The 12,085-nt window shown below is 62.1% G+C and carries 16 protein-coding genes; 12 read left to right on the top strand and 4 right to left on the bottom strand.

Features of this window, described 5'->3' with window-relative positions; genetic code table 11:
* The first annotated feature begins 157 nt into the window (after nucleotides 1–157).
* A complete protein-coding gene (locus tag J3A65_RS06610) occupies nucleotides 158–295 on the top strand; it encodes a hypothetical protein (protein ID WP_165699869.1) in 138 nt (45 codons plus the stop codon).
* A gap of 6 nt (nucleotides 296–301) precedes the next feature.
* Here the strand turns inward: J3A65_RS06610 and J3A65_RS06605 are convergent, their stop codons facing one another.
* Genes J3A65_RS06605 through J3A65_RS06595 form a run of 3 tightly spaced genes read right to left on the bottom strand, consistent with a single transcriptional unit; the run spans nucleotide 302 to nucleotide 2,117 of the window.
* Entirely contained in the window at nucleotides 302–925 is a 624-nt protein-coding gene (locus tag J3A65_RS06605) for a LysE/ArgO family amino acid transporter (RefSeq protein ID WP_209900446.1), read from the bottom strand.
* 59 nt (nucleotides 926–984) lie between these two features.
* On the bottom strand, nucleotides 985–1,749 hold the full coding sequence (locus J3A65_RS06600; protein WP_209900444.1) for an SOS response-associated peptidase: 765 nt from the start codon (nucleotides 1,747–1,749) through the stop codon (nucleotides 985–987).
* 41 nt (nucleotides 1,750–1,790) lie between these two features.
* Nucleotides 1,791–2,117, bottom strand: coding sequence for a YnfA family protein (locus J3A65_RS06595; RefSeq protein ID WP_209900442.1), 327 nt, complete (start codon nucleotides 2,115–2,117; stop codon nucleotides 1,791–1,793).
* A gap of 150 nt (nucleotides 2,118–2,267) precedes the next feature.
* On the opposite strand from J3A65_RS06595, the gene J3A65_RS06590 reads away from it, so the two are divergent.
* From J3A65_RS06590 to J3A65_RS06540, 11 genes are all read left to right on the top strand, one after another.
* The gene (locus J3A65_RS06590; RefSeq protein WP_062579812.1) at nucleotides 2,268–2,693 is read left to right on the top strand and encodes an NUDIX hydrolase; all 426 of its coding nucleotides are present in this window, start codon (nucleotides 2,268–2,270) and stop codon (nucleotides 2,691–2,693) included.
* Between the two features lie 8 nt (nucleotides 2,694–2,701).
* Nucleotides 2,702–3,172, top strand: a complete 471-nt coding sequence (locus J3A65_RS06585; protein ID WP_245341491.1) for a TIGR02301 family protein — start codon at nucleotides 2,702–2,704, stop codon at nucleotides 3,170–3,172.
* Nucleotides 3,173–3,275: 103 nt separating this feature from the next.
* Nucleotides 3,276–3,533 carry a hypothetical protein gene (locus J3A65_RS06580; RefSeq protein WP_062453374.1) on the top strand — a complete coding sequence of 86 codons (258 nt, stop codon included), beginning with the start codon at nucleotides 3,276–3,278 and terminating at the stop codon, nucleotides 3,531–3,533.
* Between the two features lie 61 nt (nucleotides 3,534–3,594).
* Nucleotides 3,595–4,323 carry a hypothetical protein gene (locus J3A65_RS06575; protein WP_062453375.1) on the top strand — a complete coding sequence of 243 codons (729 nt, stop codon included), beginning with the start codon at nucleotides 3,595–3,597 and terminating at the stop codon, nucleotides 4,321–4,323.
* 104 nt (nucleotides 4,324–4,427) lie between these two features.
* Entirely contained in the window at nucleotides 4,428–5,279 is an 852-nt protein-coding gene (locus J3A65_RS06570) for a folate-binding protein YgfZ (protein WP_209900439.1), read from the top strand.
* Nucleotides 5,276–5,887 carry an HD family hydrolase gene (locus J3A65_RS06565; RefSeq protein WP_209900437.1) on the top strand — a complete coding sequence of 204 codons (612 nt, stop codon included), beginning with the start codon at nucleotides 5,276–5,278 and terminating at the stop codon, nucleotides 5,885–5,887. Before J3A65_RS06570 ends, J3A65_RS06565 begins: the two co-directional genes overlap by 4 nt.
* Nucleotides 5,884–6,429 (top strand): tyrosine phosphatase family protein, encoded by a 546-nt coding sequence (locus tag J3A65_RS06560; RefSeq protein WP_174195909.1) that lies wholly within the window; start codon nucleotides 5,884–5,886, stop codon nucleotides 6,427–6,429. The genes J3A65_RS06565 and J3A65_RS06560 overlap by 4 nt, the downstream gene beginning before the upstream one ends.
* 98 nt (nucleotides 6,430–6,527) lie before the next feature.
* Nucleotides 6,528–7,376, top strand: a complete 849-nt coding sequence (locus J3A65_RS06555; protein ID WP_174195908.1) for a mechanosensitive ion channel domain-containing protein — start codon at nucleotides 6,528–6,530, stop codon at nucleotides 7,374–7,376.
* 82 nt (nucleotides 7,377–7,458) lie between these two features.
* Nucleotides 7,459–10,227: a DUF2339 domain-containing protein gene (locus tag J3A65_RS06550; RefSeq protein WP_209900435.1), complete on the top strand. Its 2,769-nt coding sequence runs from the start codon at nucleotides 7,459–7,461 to the stop codon at nucleotides 10,225–10,227.
* Nucleotides 10,228–10,235: 8 nt separating this feature from the next.
* Complete coding sequence (locus tag J3A65_RS06545; protein ID WP_209900433.1) at nucleotides 10,236–10,886, top strand: HD domain-containing protein; 651 nt, start codon at nucleotides 10,236–10,238, stop codon at nucleotides 10,884–10,886.
* Nucleotides 10,887–10,895: 9 nt separating this feature from the next.
* Nucleotides 10,896–11,741, top strand: a complete 846-nt coding sequence (locus tag J3A65_RS06540; protein WP_209900430.1) for an MOSC domain-containing protein — start codon at nucleotides 10,896–10,898, stop codon at nucleotides 11,739–11,741.
* Between the two features lie 63 nt (nucleotides 11,742–11,804).
* Here the strand turns inward: J3A65_RS06540 and J3A65_RS06535 are convergent, their stop codons facing one another.
* Entirely contained in the window at nucleotides 11,805–12,056 is a 252-nt protein-coding gene (locus J3A65_RS06535; RefSeq protein ID WP_139283842.1) for a hypothetical protein, read from the bottom strand.
* Nucleotides 12,057–12,085 lie beyond the last annotated feature (29 nt).

The raw sequence follows: 12,085 nt of genomic DNA, 5'->3' as shown, positions 1-12,085 counted from the left end.
ACACGAATTGTTGCGTCGCAGCCCCAGCTTGCGGCAAGTTGGCGCGTCCATTCTTTCTCTATCGCATCGTAAAGCCGCAGCCATGATTCCGCCCGGATTGGCGGCGAAATGCGCCGGCCCGCCCTTGAGCGGAACAGAGATTCGTGAGGAGACAGACGTGAGCAGCGAAACCAACAAAACCAACATCGAGACCAAGCCGGACCTCTCCAGCCATTACCGTCCGCTCGGCCTCAAAGCCGTTGCTGCTGCGGCGATGATGCTGAAGCGCAAGCCAACGCTCAGCCCGGCTCGCTGATCCGTCTCAGGCGCCGCGCAGGAAGCTTATGAGAAGCCCGACCGCGAGCAACCCCATGACAACGCCGATCAGGCCATCCAGCACCCGCCACGCGGCGGGTCTGGCAAATAGCGGCGCCAAATAGCGGGCGCCGTAGCCGAGGCCGAAGAACCAGGCGAAGGATGCGATCACCGCGCCCGCGCCATAGGCTACCCTTTCCGGACCTTGATAGGCCGCAGACAGGCTGCCGAGCAGCACGACCGTATCCAGATAGACATGCGGGTTTAGAAAGGTGAAGGCGAGACAGGTCATCACCGCCGCCTTGAGTGCCATGCCCTGAGGCGCGCCGGCGACCATCGCATCGGGCTTTACCGCCCGCCGGAATGCCATGGCCGAATAGGTGGCGAGGAACAGCGCGCCGCCGAGCGTCACCACCGAGATCAGCAGAGGCGACTGCGACACGATCGTTCCCAGCCCGCCGACGCCAGCTGCAATCAGCAAGGCGTCGGATGCCGCACAGATCAGGCACAGCACGAAGACATGGCTGCGGATCAGCCCCTGGCGCAGGATAAACGCATTCTGAGCGCCGATCGCCACGATCAGCGAGCCGCCCAGCGCAAAGCCGGAAAAACCGGCGGATATCAGGTTCATAGGGAGATCCGTTCAGGACGTGATTCGAAGGCTGGATGGTGTGACGCGGTCGGAACGGATCAAAACAGCGACATCTGGCCGCTGCTGCCGGATGCCTTTGGCGGCTTCTCCTGCGGCTGTGCCACCGCGACCGGTTTCTGCAGATCCTTGCCCATGTTGGACACCTTGTTGACCAGATCTGATACCGGAAACGCCTCGAAGAAATCGTCCTGTACCGGCCGCATCAGATCCGCCACGTGGCGTGGCTCACCGTTCTTGCAATCCAGCCAGCGATCGAAATCCTCCGGCGCGATGACGACGGGCATGCGGTCGTGGATCGGCCGCAGGGCGTGATTGGCAGCAGTCGTCAGGATCGCCGCGGTATCGACTTCCGAGCCATCGGCAGATGCGTAGGTTTCCATCAGTCCCGCAAAGGCGATGACGCCACCATTCTTCGGGCGGATCCAGAAGGGCTGCGAAGGCAGTCCCGTTTCCTTCGGCGGCCGGCGCCATTCGTAGAAACCGGAGGCCGGAATGAGAACGCGGCGGTGACGCATGGCGGCCCGGAACGACGCCTTTTCGGCCGCCGTCTCGGAGCGCGCGTTGATCATCAGGGGAAAGTCCTTGATATCCTTGACCCAGCCCGGAATCAGGCCCCACCGGGCAAGTACGGCGCGACGCGGCGGAAGATTGCTGCCGGGCTTCACATACTCGTTGTGCATGACGATCAGGATCGGCTGCGTCGGGGCAATATTGTAGCGGGCCGGGAAACCTTCCTCCCCCAGCGCCTGCATGACCTCCAGAATTTCCTCAGAAGTCGCCGTCAGGGCGTAGCGTCCGCACATGCGAGATTAGATGGCACCGGGGTAGGCAGACGTCAAGCGGATCAGGCGCTGCGGGGACCGAAGAGGATGATCGCGCCGCCGAGGAGGCACACGGTCGTGCCGATCAAGTCCCAGCGGTCGGGCATCCGGTTCTCGACACCAGCAAGCCAGAGGATGGAGGCCAGAATGTAGATCGATCCATAGGCGGCGTAGGTCCGCCCGGCCTCGTCGCTTGGCACGAAGCTCAGCACCCAGGCAAACAGCGCGAGCGACACCATACCCGGCACCAGCCACAGAGCCGGCTTTTCCAGCCGCCACCAGGCCCAGAAGGCAAAGCAGCCGGCGATCTCGAACAGGGCGGCAAGCGAGTAGAGGAGATAGGTTTTCATGCTGTCCAGCCGTTGAGGTTCACCGGCATGGTTCGGGCCGTGTCATGCCGTGAGAGAGGGTTTTTGCGCGCGACATGATATGTCCTTGATGGGCGGCTATTCCCGCCTACACTAGCCTGACCTTATCGCTCTTCAAAGCTTCAGCAGTCCATGACAACAGCCACGCCCTCCCCGCAGGCCGCATCGTCGGCCATTCTCGAACGCGACGGCAAATTTCTGCTGATCCGGCGATTGAACCCGCCCTCGGCCAACCTGTTTGCCTTTCCAGGGGGTCGGGCCGAGCCCGGCGAGACGCCATCGGAGACGGCGGTGCGGGAATTCTTCGAGGAGACCGGCATCGCTGTGCGCAATCCGACCCTGTTTGCCACCTACGACCTTAAGAAGGACAAGGACGACAACCGCCATTTCTCGCTCTCGGTGTTCCGTGTCGAAGCGGACCCCGAAGGAGAAGCGATTGCCGCCGACGATGCGGCCGATCCGGGATGGTATTCGGTTGAGGAGATCCGCAATCTTCCAGTGCCTGCGAGCGTGCTGGAGTGCGCCGAAAGGCTGGCGGCGGAACTGAAACGCGGTTAGGAGTTCGTATGCACCGCCTGATGTCTTTCCTCACGTCTTTCCACCGATTCGCGATCGTTGCTGCGATCGCGCTCAGTTGTGCCGCCGCGCCGGCTGGCGCCCAGTCGCAGAAAGCTCCCGCGAAACAGGCGCCTTCCGCGACCACGGCAGCGCCACAGGCGGAAACCGAATCAAAACCGGCTCCGTATGATTCGCAGATGATGCGGCTTGCGGAAGTGCTGGGATCGGTCACTTATTTGCGGTCGCTTTGCGGTGCAACCAGTGACGATTGGCGCGGATCCATGCAGAAATTGCTGGATTCTGACACCGCCAGCGAGCCTAAACGGCGGGAACGCTTGACCGCCGCCTACAACCGCGGCTACCGCTCGTTTGCCGCGGTTCACACATCCTGCAATGAACCCGCACGCATGGCTGAGGAACTCTACCGTGCCGAAGGCGCAACACTTGCCGCCGAAATAGCCAGTCGCTACGGAAATTAGCGGTTTATTTACCTCTTTTGACCTCAAGCCGTGTCGTTTTGATAAAAGGCTGATAAAGTTCTTAATGGGTCAGTAATTAATACGGGTACCGAGGATCAAGAGTATGCAGACAGGCCGCAACGAAATCGATGACATGATCGTCCACGAGAAGATGCAGGCTGCGTTGGAATATCAGAATGAAGCCTGGGCCGATGGCCGTGCCGATGGCATCGAGGCTGAAATCATTGCTGATGTCGCGATGGCCTGCGCCATTCGCGAGACGATCCGCCTGCTGGGCGAAACCGGCGCCGAAGCGCTGCTGGATTCGCTGAAGAACCGCATGCTGGCCGGAGAGTTTTCGCCGGAACGGATCGTTCAGTAATCTCGCACATCCTTATTAGGCACAAGAAAAGCCGAGAATTCCCCTTCGGAAGGCGGCCGGAATGCATATCATGACAAACTTCAACGGTCTGCGTCTGGCGCTTGCCGCAACATGTTTTTGCGGCTTGCAGGTTATGGCACCGGCTTCCGCGCTGGCGCTGAGCACCACCGCGCAGGGTGAAACAGGCGGCAGCAAGCCATCGTCCGGCGTCATGCAGGCTTTCGAGGGTCCGCAAGTGCCGGCGACCGGGTCGGCCCAGGCCCCCGTAGCAGCGCCCGCTGCACCTGCCGCCGGCCAGCCAACGGCTGCGGCGACCGACACGATCCAGGCCGACATCATCCGCGACATGACCACGCTGCCTGAGCCTGTCAAGAAAATGCGCGCCGCCTTGATCGAGGCCGCAGCCTCCGGCGATATCGAACGGCTGAAGCCGCTGACCAATCCCGGCCCGAACCAGACCCAGGTTATGGATTATCAGGGCGACGATCCGGTCGGCGCGCTGAAGAACTTTTCCGGCGATCCAGACGGCCAGGAAATTCTGGCGATTGTCATGGACCTTCTCTCCGCCAGCGCCGTGAGGCTCGAGGCGGGGCAGCCGGAAGAGGTTTACGTCTGGCCGTATTTCGCCGGCAAGTCGATCTCTGCCCTCACCCCACCCGAGCGCGTCGAGTTGCTGCGGATCGTTACGGCCGGCGATATGATCGGCATGGAAGAAAACGACGCCTATAATTTCTACCGCATCGGCCTGTCGCCCGACGGCCAGTGGAAGTTCTTCACCGGCGGCGACTGACTCCTGCCGATCCGCTTGCGGCACCGCGACTGCACTTGTTCGCGCGGTCGGGAGGGCTTACCTGTCGGGTTCGACCTTCCGGCTCAACAATCGGACCTTCCGCCATGCCCGCCGTCCATCTTTCCTCGCGCCAGCTGATCCGGGTTTCCGGTGGCGATGCACGCGAGTTTCTCCACAGCCTGATCACGACAGATATCGAGTCCCTGCCTGAACGGACGGCCCGTCCCGGCGCGCTTTTGACGCCGCAGGGCAAGATCCTGTTCGACTTCATGATCTCCCGAGACGGCGACGATTTCCTGATGGAGACCGATGCAGCCCAGCGTGACGCGCTGATGCGCCGTCTCACCATGTACAAGCTGCGGGCGGCCGTGACGATTGCAGCCGACGATGCCGATGGCGTGACGGTAACCTGGGGCGACGGTTCGGTTACTGGTGCTGCGGATGCGGCGTTTGCCAAAGCCGGCGTGACTTTGTCGCGGTATCCGGGAAAGCCGGAGGGCATCGCGATCGACGCGTCGGAAGCCGAGTACGAGACGCTGCGGGTCACGTCCGGCATTCCGGCCTCCGGCTTCGACTATGCCCTGCAGGATGCCTTTCCGCACGACGTTCTCCTCGACAAGACCGACGGGCTGTCGTTCCGCAAGGGTTGCTATGTCGGGCAGGAAGTCGTCTCTCGCATGCAGCACCGTGGCACGGCACGGCGGCGTGTCGCGCTCGTCACAAGCGAGACTGCCCTGCCCGTCTCAGGCACGGACATCATGGCCGGTGGCAAGCCGGTCGGCACGCTCGGATCCGTCTTGGGTAACAAGGGGCTTGCAATCGTGCGGATTGACCGGGTCGGCGATGCGATCGCCAATGGTATTCCCCTGACGGCGAGCGATGTCACCGTCGTTCTCTCGCTGCCGGAATGGACCGACCTGTTGTTCCCGACAGCGACGCAAGAGGCCGAGCCGTGAGCGGATTGAAATCTATGCGCGCCTGGCAGCGGATGCTTTCCGGCCGCCGGCTCGACCTGCTGGACCCCTCGCCGCTCGATGTCGAGATTGCCGATATCGCCCACGGGCTTGCCCGCGTTGCGCGCTGGAACGGCCAGACCAAAGGCGACCACGCGTTTTCGGTGGCGCAGCACAGCCTGATCGTTGAGCAGATCTTCTCTCGCACCAATCCCGATGCCTCCAGCGAGGCGATGGCGATGGCGCTGTTGCATGACGCACCCGAATACGTCATCGGCGACATGATCTCGCCCTTCAAGTCGGTGGTCGGCGGCGGTTACAAGGCGGTCGAGTTGCGGCTCGAGGCTGCGATCCACATCCGCTTCGGCCTGCCGCCGCATCCGACGAAGGAGCTGAAGGTGATGATCAAGAAGGCCGACACCGTTGCCGCGTTTTTCGAAGCGACCGAGCTTGCCGGGTTTTCCGTCGCCGAAGCCCAGAAATTCTTCGGCGTGCCGCGTGGCATAACCCGAGACATTCTGGAACTGAAGCCGATGCCGGCGCTGGATGCTCAGGCGCGCTTTCTCGAGCGCTTTCATGCGCTTGAAGCCGATCGCGGTGTGACGGCATGAGCCGGATCATCGTCTGTCCGCTCGACAAGATCGCCGAACTCTCGGTCCGCCACGGCGCCCGTGAAATGGTGAGCCTGATTGCCGAAAAGCAGGATTTCCACCGGCCTGCCGTGATTGCCGCCGCGCGCCACCTGAAGCTCAAGATGAACGATATCGGCTTTGCCGGCACCGGCACTCTGATTGCGCCGAGCGAGGCACATGTGGAGCAGCTGATCGCCTTCGCCAAAGACTGGGATCAGTCCGCGCCGCTCGTCGTGCATTGCTGGATGGGCGTGTCGCGGTCTCCGGCAGCGGCCGTCATTGCGTCGCTTTCACTTTATCCCGATCAGGACGAGGTCGAGCTCGCGACAAGGCTGCGCAAGGTCGCGCCGCATGCGACGCCGAATACAAGGCTGATTGAGATCGGCGACCGTCTTTTGCAGCGTGACGGACGGCTTGTGCAGGCGATCAAGCGGATCGGGCGCGGCGCTGAAACGGATGGTCGGGCCTCGTTCGTGCTGCCTGTTACGGCACAGGCCGAAATCGAAAACCGCGCGTCCTGATCCCCTGCGGCGGGTGAGAAACGTCGCTCCGTTTGCCTTGACCTGACAGTCACCCGCGCCAATTAGCCTCCTCTTTACAGCAAAGGATCAGGCCCCGAATGGAACAGGCATCGGCTTTCGTCGTCGCAACTCGTACGGCACTCTCACAGCTCACAGCCCTCGGCATCCAGTATTCATTCTCGGTCATCGGCGCCATTCTTCTTCTGATCGTCGGATGGGCCGCCGCCCGCCTGCTCAGTCGCTGGGCGCACAACGGTCTGTCGCGGGTGAACGGCATCGACGCAACGCTGGCGCAGTTCTTCTCCAACATCATCCGTTACGCGGTGCTGATCATCGTCGTGGTGATGGTGCTCGGCCAGTTCGGCGTCCAGACGGCATCGGTCCTTGCGGCACTGGGCGCGATCGGCCTTGCCGTCGGTCTTGCCCTGCAGGGCACGCTGCAGAATATCGCAGCCGGCATCATGCTTCTGGTTCTGCGCCCGTTCCGCGTCGGCGAATCGATCGAGACGGGCAATGTCAGCGGCACGATCGTCGATGTCGGCCTGTTTGCAACCGAGCTTCGCACCGCCGAAGGCGTTTATCGCCTGGCGCCGAATTCGACGCTTTGGAACGTGCCGATCACCAACTATTCGCGCCTGCACACGCGCCGGCACGAGATCTCGGTGACGCTGTCGGCCGACCAGAGCCTCGACGAGGCCGAAGCCAAGCTCAAGTCGATCGCCAAGTCGGAAACGCGGGTGGAGAGCAACCCGGCACCGACCACCTATCTTGCGGATTTCGATGCCGGCAGCGCCAAACTGACACTGCGCTACTGGATCAAGAGCGCCCAGTGGTGGGCGGTCAGCCGCGACATGACCAAGGCCGTCAAGCTTGCCTTCGATAAGGTGGTCGAGGAAGAGGTGCCGGCCGATGCGCAGGACGACGGTCCGGCTTCATACACCCCATAACGGTATCGACGGGGAGATCGGCTTTTCTTTGCGGACCAATGGTATAACGTCCGCTGACCTTCTCAACCGAGCCCGCTAGCATATGATCCTCCAGCTTCTGCTGATCGTTCTCATTCTCTCCCTCGTCGTCTCGCAGCGAAAGCTGACGGGCCGGGTCGCTTCGCTGGAGAAAGAACTTTCGGATGTCCGGGCGCGCCTGCTGACCGGCGTTCCCATCACTTCCGAGGTGGTCGTGTCGCCCGAGACGGCGCTTGCCGAGATCCGCACCGAAGCCGCGGCTGACATGGTCGAAGACACGGGCTTTGCAAAGGCTGCAGCAGAACCATCGAAGACCGAAGTTCTGGCAGAGATCACGGCGCCCGAGGAGAGGACGTCCGATCAGGCAGCCGAAACACCACCGCTCCCCGCGCCCGCTCCGCGCTTCCGCCGTGAAAATCTGGAAAGCTATCTTGGTGCTCGCTGGCCGGTCTGGGTGGGTGGCGTGGCACTCGCCTTTGGCGGCATCTTCCTTGTCCGCTATTCGATCGAAGCCGGCCTGCTCGGCCCCGGTGCTCGTCTGTCGCTGGCAGCGATATTCGGCTTGGTGCTAATCGCCGCCGGCGAGCTGGTGCGCCGCCGGGCAATGCCCAAGATGTCGGAGCTCTACGCCAATGCGATGATCCCCGGTGCGCTGACGGCCGCCGGTAGCATCACGCTGCTGGGCGCGTCCTTCGCGGCCTACGCCTTTTACGATTTCATCGGCTCCGGCACCGCCTTCATGCTGATGGCCCTGATTTCGTTTGCAACAATCGGGCTGTCGCTGCTGCACGGGCAGACGCTGGCCGGGCTTGGCCTGCTCGGCTCGCTGATCACACCGCTTCTGGTGACGACCGACGACCCGGACGTCAACGCGTTGTTCCTGTTTCTCGGCGTGAGCTGGCTGGCGTTGAACGCCGCCTCGCGCATCCGCCGCTGGACCGTGGTGCCGATGATCGCCAATTTCGGGATCGGCCTCTGGGTTCTCGCCTACACGTCACAATCGCTGCCGATCGACATGATGCCGCCTTCGCTGGTGCTGCTGATGATGATTGCCGGAACGATCCTCATCTGGCCCGGCCGCGTTTATACGCGCGGCTTGACAGGGAGCGGCGGCTGGCGGGCGCTGCTGAAGAGGCCACCGCTGCGGATCACCCTCTCGTTATCAGTCACGGTCGCGATTTCGGCGCTTGCCATGCTGGTCGCCACGCCTGGGGGCTCTCTTCATCCGCTGTTCGTCTTCGTCGCCCTGATCGGCGCGCTGGCCGCCGTCGGCAGCAGTCGCAGCTACGGGGTGTGGACGGTCGTGGTTGCAGCGCTCGCCGCGCTTGCCGGTATCGCGACCGTTGCGTCGACATTGCTCGCCTATGTGATGCCCGAACCGGTGACCGGCACAACCGCGCCTGTCGTTGCCGCTTTCGGCCACGAGATTGCAGGCTTCCTGCTCCTCGGCGGCATATTCACGCTGCTCGGGGCCGGGTTCCTCAGGCGCTTCCGGCATGAGGAACCAAAGTTTTCGGTACTCTGGTCCTTTATGATGGGGGCAATGCCGGTCACGATCGGGTTCATCTCGTTTCTGAACTTCGGCAATTTTTTCCGCGACTGGACGCACGGCCTCTATGGCATCGGCATCGGACTTGTGATGCTCGCGGTGGCGGAGTGGCTGTTTCGCGGACGTGACGAAAGCGATGGCGACGGCATCGATTGGCCGGCGAATATCGCAGTGCTCGGCTCCTTCGCGGGCTTCACGCTGGCACTACACGCGCTTACCAACGGCATCGTCACGACGATCCTTCTTTCCGTTCTCGGCTTTGCCTATCTGATGGCGATGCGAGTGCGGACATGGGCTGCCCTGCCCTGGATGATGGCGGCGGCAATCGCGATCGTGTTCGGCCGCATCGCCTGGCAGCCGACGCTGGTTGGCGCGGACAGTCTCGGCACGACGCCGTTCTTCAACGCGCTGCTGCCGGGCTACGGTATTCCGACCCTGCTCGCGATTGTAGCAGCCTGGATGCTGCGCAATTCACCCGATGTCCGTGTCCGCAACGTTTTGCAGGGACTGGCATCGCTTGCAGCCCTGCTGACACTTGCCGTGCTGATACGCCACGCGATGAATGGCGGCGTGCTCGATGCCCGCACGCCGACGCTTGGCGAGCAGTCGATCTACACGCTCTTGACGATCGGCTTCTCCGGCATTCTGATGACGCTCGACCTGAAAAGCCCGAGCCCGGTCTTCCGCTACGGCTCGATGATCGCCGGCGCGATCGCGACGGTGAACGTGCTCTCGGCGCATGTGTTTGCGCTCAATCCGTTCTTTTCAGGCGAAAGCACGGGCTCCTGGCCCGTCCTCAACCTTCTGCTGCTCGGTTATCTTCTCCCGGCGCTCGCCTATGGACTGACCTCGTACTTGGCGCGCGGCCGGCGGCCAGCGCCCTATGTGGCGATGCTCGCCGTCTCGGGCGCCCTGCTCGGCTTTCTCTGGGCGACGCTTTCGGTTCGACGCTTTTTCCAGGGCCAGAATATTGCCCAGTGGAAGGGCTTTCTCGCTTCCGAAACCTATGCGTATTCTGTCGTCTGGCTCCTGATCGGCATCGGCCTTCTGGTAGCGGGCTCGAAATGGAACGCCAAGAGCCTGCGGCTTGCTTCTGCAGTGCTGGTGCTCGTGTCCGTGGCAAAGGTTTTCCTGATCGACATGGCCAATCTCGAAGGCATTATGCGGGCCCTGTCCTTCATCGGGCTGGGGGCAGTTCTGATCGGAATCGGGCTTTTCTATCAACGGATTCTGGTCAACAAGAGCGACACATCTAATACAGACGATTCTCACGAACCCTCGTAGAAACCAGCATGACCGCGTCACTCGCAGAAGCCTTTTCGCCCCACCAGGATCTGGCCAGAAGCCTCATTCCGCATGCCAGTGCTGGCGACGATGGAAGCCACGATCTGGCTCACCTCGCCCGCGTCTTCAAGAATGCGATGCGTATTCATCAACACGAAGGCGGCGACGGGCGGGTGCTGGCAGCCGCGGTGCTGCTGCATGACTGCGTTGCGGTGGAAAAGAACTCGCCGCTGCGCAACCAGGCGTCTCGTCTTGCCGCGGAAAAGGCGGCGGGTATTCTGGGCGAGATGGGCTGGAGCGAGACCGATATCGATGCGGTTTCCCACGCCATCCTCACCCACAGTTTTTCGGCAAACCTCGAGCCGCAAACGATCGAGGCGAAGATCCTGCAGGATGCCGACCGGCTGGATGCGATCGGCATGATCGGTGCGGCACGCTGTTTCTACATTGCCGGGCGTATGGGTTCCGCGCTTTACGATCCGGCCGATCCTCTCGCCAAGCATCGACCGCTGGACGACAGGACGTTTGCAATTGATCATTTCGAGACGAAGCTGTTCAAGCTCGCCGACGGCTTCAAGACGCAGGCCGGCCGGCAGGCGGCAAACGAACGACACCAGCGTCTGAAAAGTGTTCTCGACCTCTTTCTCGATGAAATTTGAGGAAAACCCATGCATGTCAGCGAGATCAACTACTACCCCTTGAAGAGCGGCCGCGGCATTTCGCTCACTGAGACGCAGATGACGTCCACGGGCATACCCGGCGATCGCAGCTTGATGCTGGTCGATACCAGGGGGCATTTCGTCAACCAGCGCGATCTTCCAGAAATGGCGCAGCTGCAGGTCCTGCCCGACACGGACGGGTTCCGGTTTTCGATGGAGAGCAAGGGCGAGATCACCGTCACCCGGCCGCCGGGCTACCGGCGTACCGATGTGGTCGTTTGGAATTCGATCGTCAGCGCCGCGCTGGCCGACAAGGATATCAACTCGACCCTTTGCGACTGGCTGGGCTGCGACGTGCGGCTTGTTTTCTTCGATGAACGTTCGAAGCGGACCGCAAGCGACGACTGGGCAGGACCCGATACGCCGGTCACATTTGCCGACGGATACCAGGTCCTGGTCACGACCACCGGCTCGCTCGAGGCGATCAATGCCGACATGGAGAAGCATGGAGAAGGCGCCGTCGGGATGGACCGGTTCCGCGCCAACATCGTCATCGACGACGGGGACGCCTTTGGCGACGACCATTGGGAGGCGATCGAGATCGGCGGCGTTCGTCTCGATCTCGTCAAACCCTGCGCCCGCTGCATCATGATCACCCAGGATCAGGTGACCGGTTCGCGGGATGTCGCCAACCCGATGCCGGCACTCGGTCGCCTGCGCATGTCGGCCGACCGGCGTGTTCCCGGCCCGCTGTTCGGATGGAACGCCGTGCCGCGCGGCAGCGGCATGATCGCAATTGGTGACGACGTGAAAGTGGTCTCAACACGCGGCGCGTGGGCCATCAAGCAGCGGTAAAGAACAGCGGCCATGTTGTTGTCTGGCCGCGTCCCCTTACCGGACTTGAGAACTGTCGTGAGCTTACCGAGCCAGACGCATTGCCTGGCCCTGGCAATCCAGCACCTCGTCGATGGCGTGACCAATTTTTTCGATCAGTTCCTGCAGGTTCGGGTTTTCCGGATCGAGAAAATCGCCAACGAAGGCGACAACATTATCCGCCGTCAAAGGAAAACCGCTGATGCTGCACTTCAGGATTGCCTGGTTTGCAATCGTGGTCGCGGTGATGCGCTCCAGAAATTCGTTTCGCTGGTCTTCCGTCATCCCAGTGAGCATCGTTTCTCCTGATTTGCTTGCCCAAGTCT

It is taken from the genome of Rhizobium sp. PvP014 (assembly GCF_017876855.1).
Taxonomy (GTDB): Bacteria; Pseudomonadota; Alphaproteobacteria; order Rhizobiales; family Rhizobiaceae; genus Neorhizobium; species Neorhizobium soli.
Note: the sequence above shows the minus strand (reverse complement) of the source record. Positions and strands in the feature narration are given on the sequence as shown.

Excerpts from the sequence above, each read along its gene's own strand:
- J3A65_RS06560 (WP_174195909.1), top strand. The coding sequence starts at position 5,884 with ATGAGCCGGATCATCGTCTGTCCGCTCGACAAGATCGCCGAACTCTCG.
- J3A65_RS06575 (WP_062453375.1), top strand. The coding sequence starts at position 3,595 with ATGCATATCATGACAAACTTCAACGGTCTGCGTCTGGCGCTTGCCGCA.
- J3A65_RS06600 (WP_209900444.1), bottom strand. The coding sequence starts at position 1,749 with ATGTGCGGACGCTACGCCCTGACGGCGACTTCTGAGGAAATTCTGGAG.
- J3A65_RS06570 (WP_209900439.1), top strand. The coding sequence starts at position 4,428 with ATGCCCGCCGTCCATCTTTCCTCGCGCCAGCTGATCCGGGTTTCCGGT.
- J3A65_RS06590 (WP_062579812.1), top strand. The coding sequence starts at position 2,268 with ATGACAACAGCCACGCCCTCCCCGCAGGCCGCATCGTCGGCCATTCTC.
- J3A65_RS06595 (WP_209900442.1), bottom strand. The coding sequence starts at position 2,117 with ATGAAAACCTATCTCCTCTACTCGCTTGCCGCCCTGTTCGAGATCGCC.
- J3A65_RS06555 (WP_174195908.1), top strand. The coding sequence starts at position 6,528 with ATGGAACAGGCATCGGCTTTCGTCGTCGCAACTCGTACGGCACTCTCA.
- J3A65_RS06550 (WP_209900435.1), top strand. The coding sequence starts at position 7,459 with ATGATCCTCCAGCTTCTGCTGATCGTTCTCATTCTCTCCCTCGTCGTC.
- J3A65_RS06585 (WP_245341491.1), top strand. The coding sequence starts at position 2,702 with ATGCACCGCCTGATGTCTTTCCTCACGTCTTTCCACCGATTCGCGATC.
- J3A65_RS06540 (WP_209900430.1), top strand. The coding sequence starts at position 10,896 with ATGCATGTCAGCGAGATCAACTACTACCCCTTGAAGAGCGGCCGCGGC.
- J3A65_RS06545 (WP_209900433.1), top strand. The coding sequence starts at position 10,236 with ATGACCGCGTCACTCGCAGAAGCCTTTTCGCCCCACCAGGATCTGGCC.
- J3A65_RS06605 (WP_209900446.1), bottom strand. The coding sequence starts at position 925 with ATGAACCTGATATCCGCCGGTTTTTCCGGCTTTGCGCTGGGCGGCTCG.
- J3A65_RS06535 (WP_139283842.1), bottom strand. The coding sequence starts at position 12,056 with ATGCTCACTGGGATGACGGAAGACCAGCGAAACGAATTTCTGGAGCGC.
- J3A65_RS06580 (WP_062453374.1), top strand. The coding sequence starts at position 3,276 with ATGCAGACAGGCCGCAACGAAATCGATGACATGATCGTCCACGAGAAG.